At 69.0% G+C, this 19,762-nt stretch carries 21 protein-coding genes and 4 tRNA genes; 14 read left to right on the forward strand and 11 right to left on the reverse strand.

Annotated features, from left to right (window positions below; all coding sequences use genetic code 11):
* Window positions 1-101: 101 nt before the first annotated feature.
* From SSMG_RS01580 to SSMG_RS01595, 4 genes are all read right to left on the reverse strand, one after another.
* Entirely contained in the window at window positions 102-896 is a 795-nt protein-coding gene (locus tag SSMG_RS01580; RefSeq protein ID WP_009072165.1) for a MerR family transcriptional regulator, read from the reverse strand.
* 17 nt (window positions 897-913) lie between these two features.
* On the reverse strand, window positions 914-1,402 hold the full coding sequence (locus SSMG_RS01585) for a glycosyl transferase (protein ID WP_037712232.1): 489 nt from the start codon (window positions 1,400-1,402) through the stop codon (window positions 914-916).
* A gap of 57 nt (window positions 1,403-1,459) precedes the next feature.
* A complete protein-coding gene (locus SSMG_RS01590; protein ID WP_009072170.1) occupies window positions 1,460-1,771 on the reverse strand; it encodes an EthD family reductase in 312 nt (103 codons plus the stop codon).
* A gap of 108 nt (window positions 1,772-1,879) precedes the next feature.
* Window positions 1,880-1,961, reverse strand: a tRNA-Tyr gene (locus SSMG_RS01595).
* Window positions 1,962-2,079: 118 nt separating this feature from the next.
* On the opposite strand from SSMG_RS01595, the gene SSMG_RS01600 reads away from it, so the two are divergent.
* A complete protein-coding gene (locus SSMG_RS01600) occupies window positions 2,080-2,571 on the forward strand; it encodes a YajQ family cyclic di-GMP-binding protein (protein ID WP_009072171.1) in 492 nt (163 codons plus the stop codon).
* 37 nt (window positions 2,572-2,608) lie between these two features.
* Here the strand turns inward: SSMG_RS01600 and SSMG_RS01605 are convergent, their stop codons facing one another.
* Window positions 2,609-3,301: a hypothetical protein gene (locus SSMG_RS01605; protein WP_009072173.1), complete on the reverse strand. Its 693-nt coding sequence runs from the start codon at window positions 3,299-3,301 to the stop codon at window positions 2,609-2,611.
* A gap of 199 nt (window positions 3,302-3,500) precedes the next feature.
* On the opposite strand from SSMG_RS01605, the gene SSMG_RS01610 reads away from it, so the two are divergent.
* Both SSMG_RS01610 and rfbA read left to right on the forward strand, forming a co-directional pair.
* Window positions 3,501-4,649 carry a hypothetical protein gene (locus SSMG_RS01610; RefSeq protein WP_009072175.1) on the forward strand — a complete coding sequence of 383 codons (1,149 nt, stop codon included), beginning with the start codon at window positions 3,501-3,503 and terminating at the stop codon, window positions 4,647-4,649.
* A gap of 76 nt (window positions 4,650-4,725) precedes the next feature.
* Window positions 4,726-5,607 carry a glucose-1-phosphate thymidylyltransferase RfbA gene (gene rfbA, locus SSMG_RS01615; RefSeq protein ID WP_009072176.1) on the forward strand — a complete coding sequence of 294 codons (882 nt, stop codon included), beginning with the start codon at window positions 4,726-4,728 and terminating at the stop codon, window positions 5,605-5,607.
* Between the two features lie 203 nt (window positions 5,608-5,810).
* On the opposite strand, the gene lon is transcribed toward rfbA, so the two are convergent.
* The 4 genes from lon to SSMG_RS01635 all read right to left on the reverse strand — a co-directional run bounded on the left by lon (window position 5,811) and on the right by SSMG_RS01635 (window position 10,949).
* Window positions 5,811-8,216, reverse strand: coding sequence for an endopeptidase La (gene lon, locus SSMG_RS01620; RefSeq protein ID WP_037712234.1), 2,406 nt, complete (start codon window positions 8,214-8,216; stop codon window positions 5,811-5,813).
* Window positions 8,217-8,302: 86 nt separating this feature from the next.
* Window positions 8,303-9,127: an SAM-dependent methyltransferase gene (locus SSMG_RS01625; protein WP_009072180.1), complete on the reverse strand. Its 825-nt coding sequence runs from the start codon at window positions 9,125-9,127 to the stop codon at window positions 8,303-8,305.
* Window positions 9,124-9,972 (reverse strand): SAM-dependent methyltransferase, encoded by an 849-nt coding sequence (locus tag SSMG_RS01630; protein WP_009072182.1) that lies wholly within the window; start codon window positions 9,970-9,972, stop codon window positions 9,124-9,126. Before SSMG_RS01630 ends, SSMG_RS01625 begins: the two co-directional genes overlap by 4 nt.
* Window positions 9,973-10,007: 35 nt before the next feature.
* A complete protein-coding gene (locus SSMG_RS01635; RefSeq protein ID WP_037712236.1) occupies window positions 10,008-10,949 on the reverse strand; it encodes a GNAT family N-acetyltransferase in 942 nt (313 codons plus the stop codon).
* Between the two features lie 249 nt (window positions 10,950-11,198).
* Between SSMG_RS01635 and SSMG_RS01640 the strand changes: the two genes are divergently transcribed.
* The 6 genes from SSMG_RS01640 to SSMG_RS01665 all read left to right on the forward strand — a co-directional run bounded on the left by SSMG_RS01640 (window position 11,199) and on the right by SSMG_RS01665 (window position 15,393).
* Window positions 11,199-13,820 carry a bifunctional diguanylate cyclase/phosphodiesterase gene (locus SSMG_RS01640; protein ID WP_037712238.1) on the forward strand — a complete coding sequence of 874 codons (2,622 nt, stop codon included), beginning with the start codon at window positions 11,199-11,201 and terminating at the stop codon, window positions 13,818-13,820.
* An 80-nt stretch (window positions 13,821-13,900) separates the two neighbouring features.
* Window positions 13,901-13,973: transfer RNA gene (locus SSMG_RS01645), tRNA-Thr, on the forward strand.
* Window positions 13,974-14,137: 164 nt separating this feature from the next.
* Window positions 14,138-14,210 (forward strand) — tRNA-Met (locus SSMG_RS01650).
* A 49-nt stretch (window positions 14,211-14,259) separates the two neighbouring features.
* Window positions 14,260-14,424 (forward strand): 50S ribosomal protein L33, encoded by a 165-nt coding sequence (rpmG, locus tag SSMG_RS01655; protein ID WP_005152047.1) that lies wholly within the window; start codon window positions 14,260-14,262, stop codon window positions 14,422-14,424.
* Window positions 14,425-14,548: 124 nt separating this feature from the next.
* Window positions 14,549-14,998, forward strand: a complete 450-nt coding sequence (locus SSMG_RS01660; RefSeq protein WP_009072193.1) for a MaoC family dehydratase N-terminal domain-containing protein — start codon at window positions 14,549-14,551, stop codon at window positions 14,996-14,998.
* Complete coding sequence (locus SSMG_RS01665) at window positions 14,995-15,393, forward strand: MaoC family dehydratase (protein WP_037712242.1); 399 nt, start codon at window positions 14,995-14,997, stop codon at window positions 15,391-15,393. The genes SSMG_RS01660 and SSMG_RS01665 overlap by 4 nt, the downstream gene beginning before the upstream one ends.
* A gap of 78 nt (window positions 15,394-15,471) precedes the next feature.
* Here SSMG_RS01665 and SSMG_RS01670 read toward each other — a convergent pair whose 3' ends face one another.
* Complete coding sequence (locus SSMG_RS01670; protein WP_009072197.1) at window positions 15,472-16,380, reverse strand: SGNH/GDSL hydrolase family protein; 909 nt, start codon at window positions 16,378-16,380, stop codon at window positions 15,472-15,474.
* Between the two features lie 50 nt (window positions 16,381-16,430).
* On the reverse strand, window positions 16,431-17,333 hold the full coding sequence (locus tag SSMG_RS01675) for a TIGR03619 family F420-dependent LLM class oxidoreductase (RefSeq protein WP_037712246.1): 903 nt from the start codon (window positions 17,331-17,333) through the stop codon (window positions 16,431-16,433).
* Between the two features lie 2 nt (window positions 17,334-17,335).
* Here SSMG_RS01675 and SSMG_RS45190 point away from each other — a divergent pair, with 2 nt between their 5' ends.
* The 5 genes from SSMG_RS45190 (at window position 17,336) to rplK (ending at window position 19,722) form a co-directional block, all read left to right on the forward strand.
* Window positions 17,336-17,512: a hypothetical protein gene (locus tag SSMG_RS45190; RefSeq protein ID WP_158687980.1), complete on the forward strand. Its 177-nt coding sequence runs from the start codon at window positions 17,336-17,338 to the stop codon at window positions 17,510-17,512.
* Window positions 17,513-17,757: 245 nt separating this feature from the next.
* A tRNA-Trp gene (locus tag SSMG_RS01680) sits at window positions 17,758-17,830 on the forward strand.
* A gap of 32 nt (window positions 17,831-17,862) precedes the next feature.
* Complete coding sequence (gene secE / locus SSMG_RS01685) at window positions 17,863-18,297, forward strand: preprotein translocase subunit SecE (RefSeq protein ID WP_158687981.1); 435 nt, start codon at window positions 17,863-17,865, stop codon at window positions 18,295-18,297.
* Window positions 18,298-18,371: 74 nt separating this feature from the next.
* A complete protein-coding gene (nusG, locus tag SSMG_RS01690; RefSeq protein ID WP_037712248.1) occupies window positions 18,372-19,205 on the forward strand; it encodes a transcription termination/antitermination protein NusG in 834 nt (277 codons plus the stop codon).
* A gap of 82 nt (window positions 19,206-19,287) precedes the next feature.
* Complete coding sequence (gene rplK, locus SSMG_RS01695; RefSeq protein WP_009072206.1) at window positions 19,288-19,722, forward strand: 50S ribosomal protein L11; 435 nt, start codon at window positions 19,288-19,290, stop codon at window positions 19,720-19,722.
* The last annotated feature ends 40 nt before the right edge of the window (window positions 19,723-19,762 follow it).

Below are 19,762 nucleotides of genomic sequence, written 5' to 3' on the forward strand. Positions count from 1 at the left end.
GGGGTGCTTGTCAAGGCGGGAAAGATGCCTTGACAAGCACCCCAGCGCCGTGTTTTGGCTTCGTATCGGGGGCGGGGGAGGTGTGGGTGCCTGGGTGGGTGTTATTCCCACTCTGCTGTTGCTGGGTTTACGCCGTGGGCGATTGCGTTGGCGAAGATCACGTCTCGCAGCCAGGTGGCCAGGCCGGGGGCCAATCCGTCGTAGTACTCGCTGTATCCGGTTTCTTCTACGAATCGGCGGCCCAGGCAGACCTGCATCGAATGAGTGCAGTCGAAGTACTTGGAAAGGGTGGCTCGGTGGCGCTCCGCGAGGGTGTTCGCCTCGGGGGTTCCTGGCTCGACTCCGGCTCGCCGTGCTGCGGCCAGGTCGGCGTGGAGCGTTTCGTGCTCGGCCGCGGCCTGTTGCCAGTCTTGCGGAGTCAGGTCGGTGGTCCGCTCGCGGTATTCCGCCCACTGCTTGGTGTCGCCCCAGCGCTCGGCGGCCTCGTCGATCCACTCCGGATTCCAGTCGGACCCGAAGATCTCGACCTGCTCCTCCGCCGTCAGCTGCATCCCGCCGCGGGTGGCCGCCGCCATCCGGTCCACCGCGGACACCATGTGCTCCAACCGCGCGATGCGTTCGCGCAGCTCGCGCCGCTGGCGGGTCAGATGGGTGTGCGCGTCCACCGACGGGTCGTCCAGAAGGCGGCCGATCTCCGACAGGGGGAAGCCCAGCTCCCGGTAGACGAGCACCCGATGCAACCGCGTGATGTCCTCGGCGGAGTACACGCGGTAGCCGGCGCTGGTGCGCCCGCTCGGGCGCACCAGGCCGACCGCGTCCCAGTGATGCAGTGTTTTGACGCTCACGCCGACCAGCGTCGCCGTGCGTCCGACAGTGAGGCCGTCTTGCTCGGGCACGACCTCAGTGTCGCAGTTCACGACCGGGGGACGTCGATCCCCACGGCGCGCATCCGCTCCGCGACGGGACCGTCCGGGTCGATCGGCACCGCCGCGGTCATCACGACGTTCGTGCCCTCCGGCGTGACGACCGTCAGCTCCCGAGAGTTCCACGGCATCAGCTCCGGCCCGGTCGTGCAGCCCGGCGCGATCTCCTCGCACCGCTTGGCGATCTCGTCGAGTTCGCTGAGCACACAGGAAAAACTGATGCTGACCTCGCTCGGGGCCGCCGGGGTTCCCGGCTTGAGCAGCACGTCCTGAAACGCCCAGCGACGCAGGTGCACGAGCTGGCCGGGGAGGGTGAAAAGGTTGTCGAAGCCGAGCCCGCGAAGCCAGAAGTCGGTGGAGGCGTCGAGGTCGGCAGTGGGCACGTTGGGAAACATCGGCATCCCGTAGAAGCCGAGGTAGTTGCCCGGAGACACCGCGTCGTAGGCGGGAGTCGGAACCGGGCCGCGAAATTCGTTCATGCGCACCAGCGTGGAGCCTCCTGTCGCAGGAGGGTCAAGCCCGAGCGCGTTCCAGGCTCAGACGACGCCGTCCTGCGCCGGATAGTCCATGACGAACACCCCGCCGCTGGCGTAATTGGCGACGTCGGCGGACACCTTCTGCCCCTGCGGAGACGACCTAGCCGCGGACAGCGTCGCAGCGTCCGGGAAGTCGGCCTCGAACACCGCGAAGTACGGAGTCTGCCCCGGCGCCGCGGTGATGTCGAAGCTGTAGCGGTATGCGAGCAGGCCAGGCATCTGCGCGACCAGCGGAAGATGGGTGCTCACGTAGTAGTCGCGAAAGTGCTCGGGATCGTCGGGCTTGGGGTACAGAACTACCAGCTTGTGCATGCGAACCTCCGTCCAGCGGAGAGCGACGGTAGCACTCGGCGGCCCGTGGGGAGGCGGTATTTACGACGAACGCCCCGGCAGTGGACAGCCGGGGCGTTGGTCTGTGGGTGGCAGGTGAGGGATTCGAACCCCCGAAGGCTGAGCCGTCTGATTTACAGTCAGATCCCTTTGGCCGCTTGGGTAACCTGCCATGGCCGGGCGAACCGGCCGGGAAGAAGGATACCCAACGGTCCGGACGGCCGGTCAACCGGGATCCCCCGGCGCTACGCTGGGGGTCCCTGACGAGCTGAGACAAGGTGTGAGGACACGTGGCGGATCCCTCTTTCGACGTGGTGAGCAAGGTCGACCGCCAGGAGGTGGACAACGCGCTCAACCAGGCCAGCAAGGAACTGGGCACGCGGTTCGACTTCCGCGGCACCGGAACCGGCATCAGCTGGTCCGGCGAGGAAGCCATCGCGATCGAGTCGGAGACCGAAGAGCGCGCCCTCGCGGCGGTGGAGGTCTTCAAGGAGAAGCTGATCAAGCGGAACATCTCGCTGAAGGCCTTCGAGGCGGGCGAGCCCGCGATCTCCGGCAAGATTTACAAGATCAGCGGCAAGATCCTGCAGGGCATCGCGTCGGACAAGGCGAAGCAGATCGCGAAGTTCATCCGGGACGAGGGCCCGAAGGGCGTGCAGGCCCAGATCCAGGGCGACCAGCTGCGGGTGTCGGGCAAGAAGAAGGACCAGCTGCAGGAGGTGATCTCGTTGCTGAAGGGCAAGGACTTCGAGATCGCTCTGCAGTTCACCAACTACCGGTGAGCCGCCGGCGCTGCGGATGCCCCGGCGTCCGCAGCGCCTAGAAGGCCGTGAAGGTCCAATCCGCCTTGTACGTCTCCACCGCCACATACGTGGGCCCGGTGAGCGGAAACTCCCCGGTCGTCTCCCCGATGTGGTTCACCGCCAGATGCGGGTAGCCGTCGGCAAGGACCCAGACGCCATTCGAGCCCTTCGAACCCGTGTAGAACTTCCCCCACACCAGGCCCGGCGGCACTGCCAGCACCGCGTCGCCGTGGCCGTTGTACGGCTTTCCCGGTTCGACGACCGGCACGCCGCGGTGGTCGGTGATCGTCGCGGTCCACGAGCCCTTTGCCTCGATCGTCAGCGTGTGCACCGATTTGCCGCCGGGGGAGACGTTGAACCAGGCCGTTCCGTGGTAGGCGTCGGCGTCGTTGACCAGCAGGCCTTCCGTTCCGTCGGTCGTCACGGCGACGTTTCCGGTGCACTTCGGACAGTCGAAGGCGAGGAATCCCGCGACTCCGGACGGCCACGTCAACGGCACGGTCGCGTTGTTCTTGCCCTGGTGCGTTTCCGTCGGGTTCTCGGCGAGGCGCGGCTTCTCCGGCCGCGGCGGCGGAGGCTGCACCGGGACGGGGGCGCGGCCTGGTTCGTCTTCCGGGTACCGGATCGCTCCGATGCCGGTCGGCTGCAGTGCGCACGACGCGGTGAGCGCCACCGCCGCGCAGACTGCGGCCAGGCGAATGCGGCGCATGGTTCCCCCTAGCGTGCCCCGACGGGGCCTCCGGATGATCTTTCGTCACGCTCCGCCCGGTCGTTACGCGGCGGGTGTCCCTGAACAGCCCAGCGGCCCGCTCGAAGGGGTGGATTCACGCGGGTGACCAGGCGAAATCGATGGTGTCGGGGCGAACACGTGGTGTAATCGCGAGTCCGGTCGTGAGAGGAGTTTCTGGATGCGCCGCTGGACTCCCGTGCTTGCCTTCCTCACCTCGCTGGCGGTCCTCGTGACCGCGCTGACGCCCGTCGCGGAAGCCGCCGAGAAGAAGCTGCTCGTGCCCGGCTTCGGCTCGTACCCCCGGCTGATCCGGCTCGAGCACTCGCCGTTCGGGCGCGGGAACATCATCGCGTCGCTGACCAGCGAGGACGGCGACGGCCGGTTCGCGCCGATCCTCGAGAGCACCGACGAGGGCGCGAGCTTCCACCAGATCGGCGTGATCCGCGACCCCGACGCCAGGTTCGGCCAGTGCTGCGGAACCCTGTACGAACTCCCGCAGCGCGTCGGCCGGATGCGGGCGGGCACGCTGCTGTGGGCGGCGACCTACCGCCAGGACTCGGGCCCGGAGCGCCGGATGGGGATCAAGGTGTGGGCCAGCCGCGACGGCGGGCACAACTGGCGCTATCTGTCCGAGGCCGCGCTTTCGCACAACCACGACGGCATCTGGGAACCGGAGTTCACTGTGGACGCCGGCGGCACGCTCTGGCTGCACTACGCCGACGAGACGCAAGCGCCGAAGTACGGCCAGGTGCTCAACCGCGTCGCCTCGACCGACGGGATCACCTGGGGCACCAAGCAGCTCACGATGGCCATCGGGCCGTCCCGGGTGCGTCCGGGCATGCCGAACATCCGCAGGCTGCCCGACGGCCGGTACTGGTTCGGCTACGAGATCTGCAACTACCGCGAACGCTACTGCGACCCGTATTACAAAATCTCCGCCGACGGCGCGAACTGGGGCGATCCGGCCGATCCGGGCACGCGCGTCAACACCGCGAGCGGCAACTACTTCCAGCACGCCCAGACGACCAGCCTCTTCCCCGGCGGCCCGAACGGCGTGCGGCTGGTGATGGTCGGCCAGATCTACACGACCGCCGACGGCGACCCGGTGTCCGGGAACGGGCAGACGCTGCTGGCCAACGACGACTTCGGCGCCGGGAACTGGTACGAACTCCCCGCGCCGGTACACATCAGCGGCATCTACAACAACTACTGCCCCAACTATTCGTCCACGGTGCTGCCGGTCGACGGCGGGAAGAACGTGCTGGAGATCGCCACCGAGTACGCGAACGGCTGCCAGGCCTTTTTCGGCAAGGGCCCGGCCTTCTGAGAGTCGAGGGAAGCGCCAGACGGCCTCCGCGCTCACTCGGTACGGTGAACCCCACCACCGCACGTGAGGAGGGGCTGTGAAGGGCATCGTGCTCGCCGGGGGCAGCGGAACCCGTCTGCATCCGATCACGCAGGCCGTGTCGAAGCAGCTGCTGCCGGTCTACGACAAACCGATGATCTACTACCCGATCTCGGTGCTCATGCTGGCCGGGATCCGGGAGATCCTGATCATCTCGACGCCCGCCGACCTGCCGAACTTCCGCCGCCTGCTCGGCGACGGCAGCCAGTTCGGCCTGTCCTTGTCCTTCGCGGAACAGCCGAGCCCGAACGGTCTCGCCGAGGCGTTCGTGATCGGCGCGGACTTCGTCGGCGACGATTCGGTCGCGCTGGTCCTCGGCGACAACATCTTCTACGGCCAAGGCTTCTCCACGACCCTGCGCACCGCGGCGACCGACCTCGACGGCTGCGTCCTGTTCGGCTACCAGGTGAAAGACCCGGAGCGGTACGGCGTCGGCGAGATCGACGAGAACGGCAACCTGCTGTCCATTGAGGAAAAGCCGAAGAAACCGCGGTCGAACAACGCGATCACCGGTTTGTACTTCTACGACAACGAGGTCGTCGACATCTCCCGCAACCTGAAGCCCTCCGCGCGCGGCGAGCTGGAGATCACCGACGTCAACCTCTCCTACCTGCGCCGCGACCGCGCGAAGCTGATCGAACTGAGCCGCGGTTTCGCCTGGCTCGACACCGGCACGCACGATTCGCTGCTGGAGGCCGGCCAGTTCGTGCAGGTGCTGGAACACCGGACCGGGGTGCGGATCGCGTGTTTGGAAGAGGTCGCGCTGAAAATGGGCTTCATCAGCGCGGACGAATGCCATGCGCTGGGCACGAAACTGGCTAAATCGGGATACGGCGAATACGTGATGAACGTGGCCTTGCTCGCGGGTGCGCGGGGCTGATTCTCTTTCGGAGGAGAGTCGTGAGCTACGACCTGGGCCGAGGATCCCGAAGAATCCCCGTGGAACGCGGCAACCATTATGTCCAAATAGGACAGGGCAAGTTCGCGGCGGCTCCGCGGCGGGAGTTCGACTTCTCCTGACGTGCCGTGAAGGGCTCCTTGAGGGAATCAGATTCCTTCAAGGAGCCCTTCACGGACCTACGGTCAAGCCGCCTGCGGAACCTCCGACGAAGCAGGCGTCAGAGCCAACTCCAACACCTCCCGCACGTTAGCCACCGCGTGCACCTCCAGCTGCGACAACACCTCAGCAGGCACGTCGTCCAGATCCGGCTCGTTCCGCTGCGGGATGATCACCGTCTTCATCCCCGCCCGGTGCGCGGCCAGCAGCTTCTGCTTCACTCCGCCAATAGGCAGCACCCGCCCGGTCAGCGAAACCTCTCCGGTCATCGCCACATCAGCCCGGACAACCCGCCCGGACAGGAGCGAAGCCAGCGCGGTCGTCATCGTGATACCCGCGGACGGACCGTCCTTCGGCACCGCACCAGCCGGGACGTGGACGTGGATTCCCCGCTCACGCAGGTCTCCCACCGGCAGTTCCAGCTCCGCACCGTGCGAGCGCAGGTACGACAGCGCGATCTGCACCGACTCCTTCATCACGTCACCCAGCTGCCCGGTCAGCTGCAGGCCCGAAGCCCCGCTTTCCGGATCGGCCAGCGACGCCTCGATGTACAGCACGTCGCCGCCCGCGCCGGTGACCGCCAGACCCGTTGCCACGCCGGGCAAAGACGTCCGCTGGGTCGCCGTCGGCAGCGACGATTCCGGCACGTGCCGCGGGCGGCCGAGGTAGGTCTCCAGGTCCGCCGCCGACACCGAAAGCGGCAGCGAGACCGAACCCAAAGCCACCTTCGTCGCGATCTTCCGCAGCACCTTCGCGATCGTCCGGTTCGCGTCGCGCACCCCGGCCTCGCGGGTGTACTCCGCGGCGATCCGGCTGAACGCGTCGTCGGTCAGCACCACGTCGCCGGACGCCAGACCGGCCCGCTCGAGTTCGCGGGGGAGCAGGTGATCCCGCGCGATGGTGACCTTCTCGTGCTCCGTGTAACCGTCCAGCGTCACCAGTTCCATCCGGTCCAGCAGCGGGCCGGGAATGGTCTCCAGCGCGTTGGCCGTGGCCAGGAAGACCACATCGGACAGATCCAGTTCCACCTCGAGGTAGTGGTCGCGGAACGTGTGGTTCTGTTCCGGGTCCAGCACTTCGAGCAGCGCGGCCGTCGGGTCGCCGCGGTAGTCGGCTCCGACCTTGTCGATCTCGTCGAGCAGCACGACCGGGTTCATCGAACCGGCTTCCTTGATGGCCCGCACGATCCGGCCCGGCAACGCGCCGACGTACATGCGCCGGTGGCCGCGAATTTCGGCCTCGTCGCGGATGCCTCCCAGCGCGACGCGCACGAACTTGCGTCCCATCGCCTTCGCGACCGACTCGCCGAGCGACGTCTTGCCGACCCCCGGAGGACCGGCGAGCGCCAAAACAGCACCAGACCGCCGTCCGCCGACCGGGCCGAGACCCGATTCCGCGCGCCGCTTCCGCACGGCCAAGTACTCGATGATCCGTTCCTTGACGTCGTCCAGGCCCGCGTGGTCCGCGTCGAGCACGGCGCGCGCGGCGGCGATGTCGTAGACGTCCTCGGTCCGCTCATTCCACGGCAGCTCCAGCACCGTGTCGAGCCAGGTCCGGATCCAGCCGCCCTCCGGCGACTGCTCGGACGTCCGCTCCAGCTTGTCGACCTCGGCCAGCGCGGCCTTGCGCACCTCGTCCGGCAGGTCGGCGGCTTCCACGCGGGCGCGGTAGTCGTCGTCGGCCGCGGTGCCGTCGAGCTCGCCCAGCTCCTTGCGGATCGCTTCGAGCTGGCGGCGCAGCAGGAATTCCTTCTGCTGCTTCTCCATCCCGTCCGCGACGTCCTTGCGAATGGTCTCGGTGACCTCCAGTTCGGCCAGGTACTCCCGGCTCCACTCGAGGGCCTTCTCCAGCCGGACGCTGACGTCGAGCGCGCTCAGCAGCTCCAGCTTCTGGTCGGTGGACAGGTACGGCGCGTTGCCGGCCAGGTCGGCGATCGCGGAGGGCTCCTCGACCTGCTGGACGGCGTCGATCATCTGCCAGCCGCCGCGCTGCTGCAGCACGGAGATGACCACGGCCTTGTACTCCGCGGCGAGCTGCGCGGTGCGGTCGTCGGAAGTCTCGTCGGAAGTCTCGTCAGCGGCGTCGGCGTGCACCCAGCGGGCCGCGCCGGGTCCGTCGGCGATCCGGCCGACAACGGCGCGCGCGGTGCCGCGCAGCAGCACGGCGGACTTGCCGCCGGGGACGCGGCCGATCCGTTCGACGGTCGCGACGGTGCCCAGTTCGGCGTACTCGCCGTGCACGCGCGGGACGATCAGGACCTCGGCCTTGCTCGCCGCGCCCGAACGGATCCCGGGGAAGGAAGGGGTCTTGGCCTGTGCGGACTCCACTGCGGCCCGGGTCTCTGCGTCGCCGAGGTCGAGCGGGACCACCATGCCCGGCAGCACGACGTCGTCATCGAGCGGGAGGACGGGCAGGAGGCGGGGGTCGGACATGTGCACTCCTCGAATAGTTGAGTCTGAGGTGCTCAACTCTCCGAAGGGCGGGTTTGTTTCCGCGGGAGTGTTCGCTGGGAGAGAAGTCAGGGCTTGACCGCGACGGCGCCCCATGCGAACGGCCGGACCTCGGCGGCGAACTCCGTCACCGGCTCGTCCGGCCGCCAGTCCGGCAGCGCGCTCATCCCCGGCTCCAGCAGCGGCCAGCCGCCGAACCACGGCCGGATTTCGTCGGCCGAGCGCAGGTACGCCGGATTCGACGTGTCCTGGTACGCGTCCACGAACCGGCGGACCTCGGCGGCCCGAGCCGGTGGTGCGTCGTCCCGGCAGGTGGCGTGCGTGACGGCCAGCCACGAGCCGGGCGCGAGCTGGTCGCGGTAGGCGGCGACCAGCTCGTCCGGCCGGTCGCCGGGGCCGAGGAAGTGCAGCACGGTGATCATCAGCAGGCACACCGGCTGGGACCAGTCGATCAGCTCCTGGGTGATCTCGTCGGCGAAGATCGCCTCCGGATCGCGGATGTCGCGTTCGACGATCCCGGCCCAGTCGGTCGCGTCCTCGCCTTCGAGGATCACTCGCGAGTGCGCCGCCGCGACCGGCTCGTAGTCGACGTACACGACCCTCGCGGGCAGGTGGTCGCGCACGATCTCGTGCACGTTGCCCGCCGTCGGCACGCCCGACCCGAGGTCGACGAACTGCCGGATCCCCGCGTCGAGCGCGGCGCGCACGACCCGGTTCATGAACGCCCGGTTCTCCCGCGACATCGGCCGGATCAGCGGCCACACCTTCTCGGCGCGGCGGCCGAATTCCCGGTCCACCGCCCAGTTCTGGGTGCCGCCGAGGTACCAGTCGTAGATCCGGGCGGCGGACGGCTTGTCGACGTCCACGCCCTCCGGTGCGTCGGGGGCGGTCACGGCTTGCGCGCCACCGCGCACCAGGCGAACGGCCGGGCCTCCGCCTCGACCGCGTTCAGCTCGCGCTCCGGCCGCCAGTCCGGCAGATGCGTGATCCCCGGCTCCAGCAGCGGCCAGCCGCCGAAGAACGGCTCGATCTCGTCGCGGTCGCGCAGCCACATCGGGTTGCTCGTCTTGCGGTACTGCTCGACGAACCAGCGCAGCCCCTCCAGTGCCGGACCGCTGCCGTCGCCCTCGCTCATCTGCGAGATCGCCAGCCAGCTGCCCGACACGAGCTTGTCCCGGTAGGCGCGCACGATGCCGTCCGGATCGTCGTCCGGGCCGACGAAGTGCAGCACCGCCATCAGCATCACGCACACCGGCTTGTCGAAGTCGATCAGCTCGCGGGTGCGCGGGTGGTTCAGCACGGCCCGGGGATCGCGCAGGTCGGCCTGCACGATGCCGGCCCAGTCGGTGGCCGCCTCGTCTTCGAGGATCAGCGTCGCGTGCGCCACGGCCACCGGCTCGTAGTCGACGTACACCACGGTGGCCTCGTCGTCGTCGCCCAGCGCGGCCTCGACCACCTCGTGCACGTTGCCCGCGGTCGGCACCCCGGAACCCAGGTCGAGGAACTGCCGGATGCCCGCGTCCAGCGCGGCGCGCACCACGCGGTTCATGAACTCGCGGTTCTGCTTCGCGCCGGGCCGGGCGAGCGACCACATCTTCTCGACCTTGCGGCCGAATTCCCGGTCCACCGCCCAGTTCTGCTTGCCGCCCAGGTACCAGTCGTAGACCCGCGCGGCCGAAGGTTTCTCGACATCGACGCCTTCCGGCGCTTTCGGTGCGGCGTCGGGCTTTTCGGTCACTGGGACTCCCCTCGGATGGCCTGGCGAACGCCAGACTAGCGAGAACGCACGGCGGGCCGGCGTTGCCAGCCGGTCCACAGCGGGCGGTAGCCCTGCGCGTACCAGAACGGCGTCGACCGGGGGTTCGCCACGGCGTGGTGCAGCAGCACGACATCCGCGCCCGCCTCGTCGAAGACCTGGTGCGCGTGGGCGGCCAGCGCGGTGCCGACGCCGGACGACCGGGCGGCCTCGGAAACCGCCAGCGACGAGAGGTAACCCACGCGGGAAGCGGCTACCCGGTGCCGGATCCAGCCGGTCTCGTCGGGCATCTGCAGCACGACCATGCCGAGCGGCTGGCCGTACAGCTCCGCGATCCACACCTGCGGCTCGGGCCGTTCGAGGTGGTGCAGCAGTTCCTTGGTGATCAGCTCCTCGACGCCGGGCCGGAGCGTGATCCGGCCGAACTGCGCGTCGTACCGCTGCAGTTCGAGCTGCAGCGCGACCGCGGTGGAGAGGTCGTCCGGGGTCGCGTGCCGGATGCAGACGCCCGGCGTCGTGTCGGGTCCGGCGGCCATGCGCTGGGCCGGGCGGACCGCGAGCACGCCGACCGGAGCGAAGCCGTGCCGGAGGAGTTCGGTGGCCCCGGCGGTGTCGCGGCTGGGCCGGGAGAGCACCGCGGCGCACTCCGTATCCCCCACTCGGGCGAGGGACCGCAGGTGTTCATCCCATCGAGTGAGCAGGGCGTCGAGTCCGGCGGCCGGATCGGGACCGGCGAGCTGGACCTCCAGCCGGTGCTCGACCAGCGCCCGCCACATCGAACGGGGGCTGTCCGGACCGAGTCCGGTGCAGGTGCTCAGACCCGCCGCGGTGGTGTCGCCGACCTCGGCGGAAAGCAGGACGGAATCCCCTCCGACCTCGAAGGGGAGCGGCGCGGGAAGCAGCGCGTCCACCGTGGCGATGCGCGCCGCATGGCCGGTGGCTGTCACGTCGTTGTGCATGCCGCCATTGTCCGCCGACCGGGCCGGAAAAGACCCCCAGAACACTCCCCGGCCCGGGGGTTCCGGGGTGAACCGGGAGTTTCACTCCTTGGTCCACGCAGGTCAGAGAAGAACGCCCATTGTTAACCCTGGGGTGATCTCCTACTGTCTCGAAAGGGACGCCGGTACGCCCTACGGGGTAAGGTGGCGCCCTCGCCCACACCTGACGTCACGGACGAGCGCGACCGGGCAGCCGGGAAGGAAGGTCGGATGCCGGACAGCAACGCCCATCCCGGTACCGCGCCGGAGGCGATGGGCTCGGGAGGTGCTGGCTCCGCACCGGCCGAAGGCCGCACGGACGAGAGCCGCTTCCGGGTTTACACCTTCTTCGTGCTGGGCCTCGGCCTGCTCGCGGCCCTCGCCGTCGGCGCGTGGCTGCCGTTCCACGGTTCGGCCAAGCTGTGGTGGATCGGCCCGGTGCTCGCGGTCGCGTTCCTGCTCGCCGAACAGCTCGGCATCAACGTCGACGTCCGCAGCGGCATTTCGTGGACCATCTCATTCACCGAGATTCCGCTGGTAATCGGTTTCTTCGTCGCCCCGTTCGAAGTGGTGCTCGCCGCGCATCTCGTGGCGGGCATCGGCACGCTGCTGGCCCGCCGGGTCGCCGGCCGGGTCCTCTACAACGCGGGCGCGTTCCTGCTCGAAATCACCGGTGCGTTCGCCGTCGCCGGAGTGGTGCACCTGGCCATGGGCGGCGGGCCGACCATGCCGTGGGTCGCCGCGCTCGCCGGCACGCTCACCGCGCCGCTGGTCAGCACGCTGCTCGCGCTGGCCGCCGTGCGCGTGCTGCGCCGCCGGATGCGCGTGAGCACCGCGATCCGGCTGACCGGCCGCATCCTCGTGGTCGGCTTCGTCAACGCGTCGGTCGGCCTCACCGGTTACCTCGTCATCGCGAGCACCCCGCAGGCCTGGCCGCTGGTGCTGGCGGTGTTCCTCGGCCTGACCGCGCTGTACTGGGCGTACTCCGATCTGCTTCGCGAACAGCGGGACATGGAAGCGCTGTCCGACGTCAGCCTGATGGTCGCGCGGTCCGGTCAGCAGGCCGCGGCTCGTCCGGCGAGCCGCGCCGAGGAACTGGTCGGCGGCGTCGACGTGCGCGAATGGGCCACGATCGCCGAACGGATCAAGGACCAGCTCGCCGCCGGACGCGTCGTGCTCCGGCTGCGGCTCGAGGCCGACGACCCGATGCGCGTCGTGGTCGCGGGCAACGAACTGCCGCCCGCCGACCCAGCCCACGACGACCCGCTGCTGCGGCTGCCCGGCGCACACGTCCGGCACTTCCGCATCACCGAGGCCAACCCGGACGTCCGTGCGGCGCTGCTGGAACGCAGCGCGCAGGAAGCGCTCGTGGTGCCGTTGCGCAGCGCGAACCAGCTGCTCGGCGTCGTCGAAGCGCACGACCGGCTCTCGCGCTGGCGCGGCTTCGGCAAGTACGACGTCCAGCTGCTCGGCACGATGGCCAGCCACCTCGCGACGTCGCTCGACAACCGGCGGCTGCTCGCCACGCTCCGCCACGACGCCTACCACGACCCGCTCACCGGGCACCTGAACCGGCCGGGATTCCAGCAGGTCTCCCGGGATCCGCTGCGCGAATCCGCGGAGGTCGTGGTGCTGCGGATCGACCTCGACGTCTTCTCCACGGTCAGCGACGCGCTCGGCTACTCGTGGGCGGACCGGATGGTCATCGCCGCGGGCACGCGCATCCGCGGCGCGCTCGGCCCGGACGTCCCGCTCGCCCGGCTCGAAGGCGCGTCCTTCGCCGCGCTGCTGGTGGACTGCACGGTCGACGACGCGCATCGGGCCGCCGAACGACTTCGCGTGCAGCTGTCCGAGCCGTATCCGGTGGACCGGCTTTCCGTCGAGGCCAACGCGATGATCGGCTACGCCAGCTCCGCGGACGACGCCGGCGAGGTCGACGTCGACGGCCTGCTGCAGCGCGCCGACGTCGCCGTCCGCGCCACCCGCGGCGGCGAGGAAGTGCGCGGCTACGTGCCGAGCATGGGCCAGATCTTCCTGCGCCGGTTCCAGATGGTCACCCAGTTCCGGCAGTCGCTGGAAGACGGCCACGTCTCCGTGCACTACCAGCCGAAGGTGACGCTGCCGAACCGGCAGGTCCAGGGCGTCGAGGCGCTCGTGCGCTGGGTGCACCCGGAATTCGGCAGGCTCGGCCCGGACGAGTTCGTGCCCGCGATCGAGGCGGCCGGCCTGATCGGCGTGCTGACGTCGTTCGTGCTGGAGCAATCGCTGAAGCGCGTGCGGAAGTGGCTCGACGAGGGCCTGCGGATCTCCGCGGCGGTCAACCTGTCGGTGCGCAACCTGTCCGACGACGACTTCCCGGCGAAGGTCCAGCACGAACTGGAGCGCTTCGACGTGCCGCCGGAGCTGCTGACGTTCGAACTGACCGAGTCCGGCGTGATGTCCGACCCGCAGAAGGCGCTCCCGATCCTGCGCGAGCTGCATTCGCTGGGCATCGTGCTGGCGGTGGACGACTTCGGCACCGGTTATTCGTCGCTCGCGTACCTGCGCCAGCTGCCGGTCGACCAGGTCAAGATCGACAAGAGCTTCGTGCTCGGCATGGGCACGGATCTCGGCGACCTCGCGGTGGTGCGGTCGATTGTCGAACTCGGGCACTCGCTGGGCCTGACGGTCGTCGCGGAAGGCGTCGAGGAGGACGTGGCGCGCGATCAGCTCGAGGCGATGGGATGTGACGTCGCCCAGGGTTATCTGATCTCGCGGCCGCTGCCGGAGGACCGGCTGGAGGCGTGGCTGCAGGCCCGCACGGCGCGCTCGCCGGGACGGCACTCGGAGACCGTGCTGACCCTGCTGACCTGAGGTTTTGCGGTTAACCGACCCCGGTTGCACAGCCGGGTGAACCCCCTTGCTAATCTTTCCAAGTCCTCGCGAGAGGCAAGGCCCCTTTAGCTCAGTCGGCAGAGCGTCTCCATGGTAAGGAGAAGGTCTACGGTTCGATTCCGTAAAGGGGCTCGCGAGTAGGCGAGCTATGTCTGCGGAAAACGCAGACGTGGCTCGCTTCGCGGCGTCCATCTGGGGGTCGAACCCCCAGACCTCCGCCAGGGGGCTAGCCCCCTGGACCCCCGGCCGGGGTTAAGTCCGGCTTGACGGGTCGCGGCGGGGTGGGTGTCACGTAGGGCGGTGTAGCTCAGTTGGCAGAGCAAGCGGCTCATAATCGCTGTGTCGCCGGTTCAAGTCCGGCCACCGCTACGCGGTAACGACGGGGCTGGCCCCCGGATCTGAGAGAGAAGGAAACGCTGTGGCTGCCACCGACGTGCGACCCAAGATCACGCTGGCGTGCGAGGAGTGCAAGCACCGCAACTACATCACCAAGAAGAACCGGCGCAACAACCCGGATCGCCTGGAGATGAAGAAGTTCTGCCCGAACTGCGGTACGCACCGGACTCACAAAGAGACCCGCTGACGCAGGCGGTCTTTTACCAGCTTCGAAAAGCCGTCCCGGCACTCGCCGGGGCGGCTTTTCGCTGTCTACTGGCCAGTTTCGGCACCCGCGCGGGACGGCGCCCGGGTTCGGTTAGCCTCTTCGCGTGCCTTTGGACCAGTCGTTCACCGGGCGGGAGTACCCGTCGGACAGCAAGTACTACGTGAGCCGGGAGAAGATCCGCGAGTTCGCCGACGCGATCGACGACCCGAACCCGGTGTACCGGGACCCGGAGGCGGCCCGCGCGGCCGGTCACCCGGACGTGCTCGCGCCGCCCACCTTCCTCACCATCCTCAACCTGCCGAAGATCAACGGCATCGTGACCGACCCGGCGCTCGGCCTCGACTACTCCCGGATGGTCCACGGCGACCAGGGCTTCCGCTACGAACGCCCGGTGCACGCCGGCGACGAGCTGGAAATCTCGGCCACGATCGAGTCGATCATGGCGCGAGCGGGCAACGACTTCATCAACCTCCGCGCGGAAATCACCGACGCGGACGGCAAACTCGTGTGCACGACGCGGGCGCAGCTCGTGGTTCGGGGGGCGGAAGCGTGAACGTCGGCGACGAACTGCCTCCGCTGGAGGTCCGCATCACCCGCGCGCAGCTGGTCCGCTACGCCGGCGCTTCGCTCGATTTCAACCCGATCCACTGGAACGAGAACTTCGCGACCAAGGTCGGCCTCCCGGACGTGATCGCGCACGGCATGCTCACGATGGCCCTGTCCGGCCGCATCGTCACCGACTGGCTCGGCGACCCGGCCCGCCTCGTGGACTTCAGCACGCGCTTCACCCGCCCGGTCGTGGTGCCGGACAACGACGAGGGCGCACTGGTCGAGGTGACCGGCAAGGTCGCCGCCCTGACCGACGAGGGCCTCGCCCGGATCGACCTGACGGTGAAGTTCGAGGGCAAAACCGTGCTGGGCAAGCCGCAGGCCCTCGTCCGCCCCTGACCCCCCGGCAAAGGTCCGTGAAGGGCTCCTTGAGGGAATCAGATTCCCGCAAGGAGCCCTTCACGGACCTCGGCGGCCTCAGTGCACCCCGAGCACCGACTCCACCACGCCAGCCATCCCGGCCTCGCCCCGCGCGTTCGGGTGCAGGGCCGCGGCCGAGGACGTCGGGACCAAGCCTTCGACCCACTTGACGTCCGAATTCGCGCAGACGTCGTGGCCCTTGCTCGGCTCGGCGGTGTCGGCGAACCCGGCGTCGTGCGATTTGGCCTGGTCCGAAAGCGCGTCGTTGAGCTTGCCGAGTGCGTCCCGCAGGTACGCCACGTCGCCGGAGCCCAGCGGCAGCACCGGCCAGCAGCCGTCGCCGTCGGGGAGGACCGTCGGGTAGCCGACGACCACCACCCGCGCCTTCGGGGCCTTCTTGTGGATCTGGTCGAGCGCGGTGCCGACCTTCTTCGCGGTCGCGCTGATCCGGTCGGCCAGTTCGTCCTTGCCGCCCGCGGTGAGCCGGTCCTTGCACGGCGACGCGCTCTGGTGGGCGGTCACGCAGGTCTGCGCCAGTGAGATGAACCCCACATCATTGCCGCCGATGCCCAAGGTGACGAGCGTCGTGTCCGCGGTGACCGAATCGAACTGCGGCGGGTTCGAGCCGTTGCGCGTCGACTGCGCGTCGGTCAAGTCCTCCGTCGTCGCGCCGCTGCAGCTGACGTCCACGAACTTCGCCGGCTTCAGCTTCGCCGACACCAGGTGCGGATAGTTGTTGTCCGACCGCGCGCAGCCGCCCGGCGAGCCCGCCTGTTTCCCGGTGCGCGGAGCCGACGTGTACGAGTCGCCGAGCGCGACGTACCGGCCGCTGCCGCCGCCGGTGTCCGCGCCGGACGGCGGCGCGGACGACGAATCGTGCTTCGACTTGTAGTACCCGACGGCCAGCAGCGCCCCCACGACGACGAGGACGAGCAACCCGCAGCCACCGCTCTTGTTTGCCCCCACCCGACCGTTCTACCGGTCCGGCCCGTCGCCGACGACCCGCTTACGGGTGATCACGCGAAGACAGCGGAGTGGAGTTCGCCGGCCAGTTCCAGCGCGTGCGGAACGGTTTCGGCCACGTAGTGCAGATCGACCAGCGCTTCGGTGATTCCGTCGGCCTCGGCGGCCTTCAGCAGGGCCGCCACATCCTCGACGGTCGACGTCTTCGAGCCCGGCGTCGGGTTGATCCGCAGCACCCGGCGCAGCGACTCCGGATCCCGGCCCGCCTTCTCCGCGGATTCGACGACGATCTCCCACTTCTGCCGCAGCAGCGGGATAGGGAGCCCGGCGGGCAGCCAGCCGTCGGCGATCCGGCCGACGCGCCGCAGTGCCGCGTCCGACGCCCCGCCGAGCAGCACCGGCGGACCGGGCTGCTGCAGCGGACGCAGGCCGATCAGCGAATCCGGGATGTCCCAGCGCTCGCTGTGGTGCCCGGCCGGGTCCGCGGTCCAGAGCGTCCGCAGCACCTTGACCAGTTCGGCCAGCCGTGCGCCGCGGTGCTCCCACGGCACGCCGGCGGCGGTGTACTCGTCGCGGAGCCAGCTGAGCCCGAGGCCGACGTCGAGCCTGCCGCCGGACAGCAGGTCCAGCGACGTAAGGGAACGCGCCAGGAGCACCGGCGAGTAGAGCGGGCCGTTGAGGGTGCTCGACCCCAGCCGCGCGGTCTCCGTCGAATTCGCCGCGATGGTGAGCGCCAGCAGCGGATCGACGAAGCGGACGAACTCCGGCGGGTACGGCTGTTCGGGTGTACCGGACGGGTAATAGGTCTTCGGGGCGACCGGGGTCAACACCCGGTCTCCGACCCACAGCGAGGCGAAGCCCAGCCGCTCGGCTTCGGTGGCGAAGCCGGCGATGGCGGAGGGGTCGGCGAGCTTGCCGTACTGCGGCAAAGCGAGCCCGAGCCGGAATGTGGTCACCGATGCTCCTTGATCAGAGTTTCGCTTGCGGGTCAACGAAGATCATCTTCCAGCGCGCCGATCTTGGCTTCCCGACGGGGAAAATCGCCAGGGCGGAAGCGATTTCGCTTGCCGTGCCGGTGATCCGGAGCGGCCGCGAAACCGGGCGGGGCGGCGGTCGCCTGCGGCTTTACGATTAATCGGATAACGGGGCACGGGCCTATGTTCGCACGATCGGGTGATCTTCGCCGCGCGTTCCGGGATGCCGCCCGAAGGCCCCGGAACGACCCCCTCCGAGCCGCCGCGGGGCCGTCGAGGGGGCTGGGTTGCAAGGCGACATCCGGCTTGCCGTAGACTTCGGAACTCGGAACGCACTACGGTCATCCCCGCCGGATGGTGGGGACGATGGAATGCGTCCTCCGGAGCCAGGGTGACCCGGCTCCACAGGGGTGTAGCTCAATTGGCAGAGCAGCGGTCTCCAAAACCGCAGGTTGCAGGTTCAAGTCCTGTCACCCCTGCGTACGGGAACTGGTGGAGCGGAGGAGTGGTCGTGAGCGACAGCGACGCCAGCGGCGAGCACGAGCAGGGCGATTCGGGCAAGCAGCCCGGAGTCGAATCCCGCCCGGTGTCCGCCGCGGCTCGGCGCGAACGCCGCGCTTCCGCTCGGCCGGCAGGCAAGTCCGAGGCACGGCCGGGCTCGACCCGTCCGTCCGGCAAGGCGGGCGACAAGGTCGCGAAGCCCGCCGACGCCAAGGGCGCGCCCACCCCCAAACGGGACCGGAAGCCCAAGAAGGCCTCGGTGTTCGCCCGGTTCACGCGGTTCATCCGCGAGGTCTGGGCCGAACTGCGCAAGGTCATCTGGCCCAACCGCAAGCAGATGGTCACCTACACCGCGGTCGTTCTGGTGTTCGTGGTGTTCATGGTGGCCCTCGTGAGCGGTCTCGATCTCGGCTTCAAGGAGCTGGTCGGGCTGGTCTTCGGCTGACGCCCGACGGGCGCGCCACCGCGCTGGCCGGGCCCCGGTCCGGCCCGGCAAGCGATCAACTGAGAGGACGGAACGTGACCTCCGACAACGGCACCGAAGCCGGTCGCGACCTGACCGAGCTTTCCGACGAGCAGGTGCAGGCGGCGCCCGGCGACGAGGAGTCCGCCGAGGCCGTCGAGGTGCCCGTCGCCGAGGACGAGGTCGCCGCCGAAGAAGCCTCCGCCGACGACGCGGACGACACCGACGACGACGCCGAAGCCGACGTGACCGAGCCCGCCCCCGAGGCGGACGACCCGGTCGCCGCGCTGCGCGCCGAGCTCAAGGCCGCGCCGGGCGAGTGGTACGTCGTGCACTCGTACGCCGGTTACGAGAACAAGGTCAAGACCAACCTCGAGACGCGTACCCAGACCCTGGACGTCGAGGACTACATCTTCCAGATCGAGGTCCCGACCGAAGAGGTCACCGAGATCAAGAACGGCCAGCGCAAGCAGGTGCAGCGCAAGGTGCTGCCCGGCTACATCCTGGTCCGGATGGACCTCAACGACCAGTCGTGGAGCGCGGTCCGCAACACCCCGGGCGTCACCGGGTTCGTCGGAGCCACCTCGCGGCCGTCGCCGCTGACCGTGGACGAGGTGCTGAAGTTCCTCGCCCCGCAGGTCGAGAAGGAAGCCCCGGCCAAGGCGGCCAAGGGCGGCGAGTCCGCGGCGGCTGCCACGTCCGGCGCGCCCACCGTCGAGGTCGATTTCGAGGTCGGCGAGTCGGTCACCGTCATGGACGGCCCGTTCGCCACGCTGCCCGCCACGATCTCCGAGGTCAACGTCGACGGGCAGAAGCTGAAGGTCCTGGTGTCGATCTTCGGCCGGGAGACCCCGGTCGAGCTCTCGTTCAGCCAGGTCTCCAAGATCTGACGGCCGGGCCATCCCGGTCGGCAGTCCCCGCGTACTGGCAGGTGTGCGGGGGACTCACGTCAGTTAAGAAGGACACAAGGTAATGCCACCCAAGAAGAAGAAGCTTGCGGCGATCATCAAGCTGCAGATCAAGGCGGGTGCGGCCAACCCCGCGCCGCCGGTCGGCCCGGCGCTGGGTCAGCACGGCGTCAACATCATGGAGTTCTGCAAGGCCTACAACGCCGCGACCGAGTCGCAGCGCGGGGACGTCGTCCCGGTCGAGATCTCCGTGTACGAAGACCGGTCGTTCGACTTCAAGCTGAAGACGCCGCCGGCCGCCAAGCTGCTGCTCAAGGCCGCGGGCGTGGAGAAGGGCTCCGGCGAGCCGCACAAGACCAAGGTCGCCAAGGTCACCTGGGACCAGGTCCGCGAGATCGCGAAGACCAAGGAGACCGACCTCAACGCGCACGACATCGACCAGGCCGCGAAGATCATCGCCGGCACCGCCCGTTCGATGGGCATCACGGTCGAGGGCTGAGTTCAAAGCAACCCGTGGGAGAGCCAGGTGCTGGCTCGCC

The sequence above is a fragment of the Streptomyces sp. AA4 genome, from assembly GCF_000158875.1.
GTDB lineage: Bacteria > Actinomycetota > Actinomycetes > Mycobacteriales > Pseudonocardiaceae > Amycolatopsis.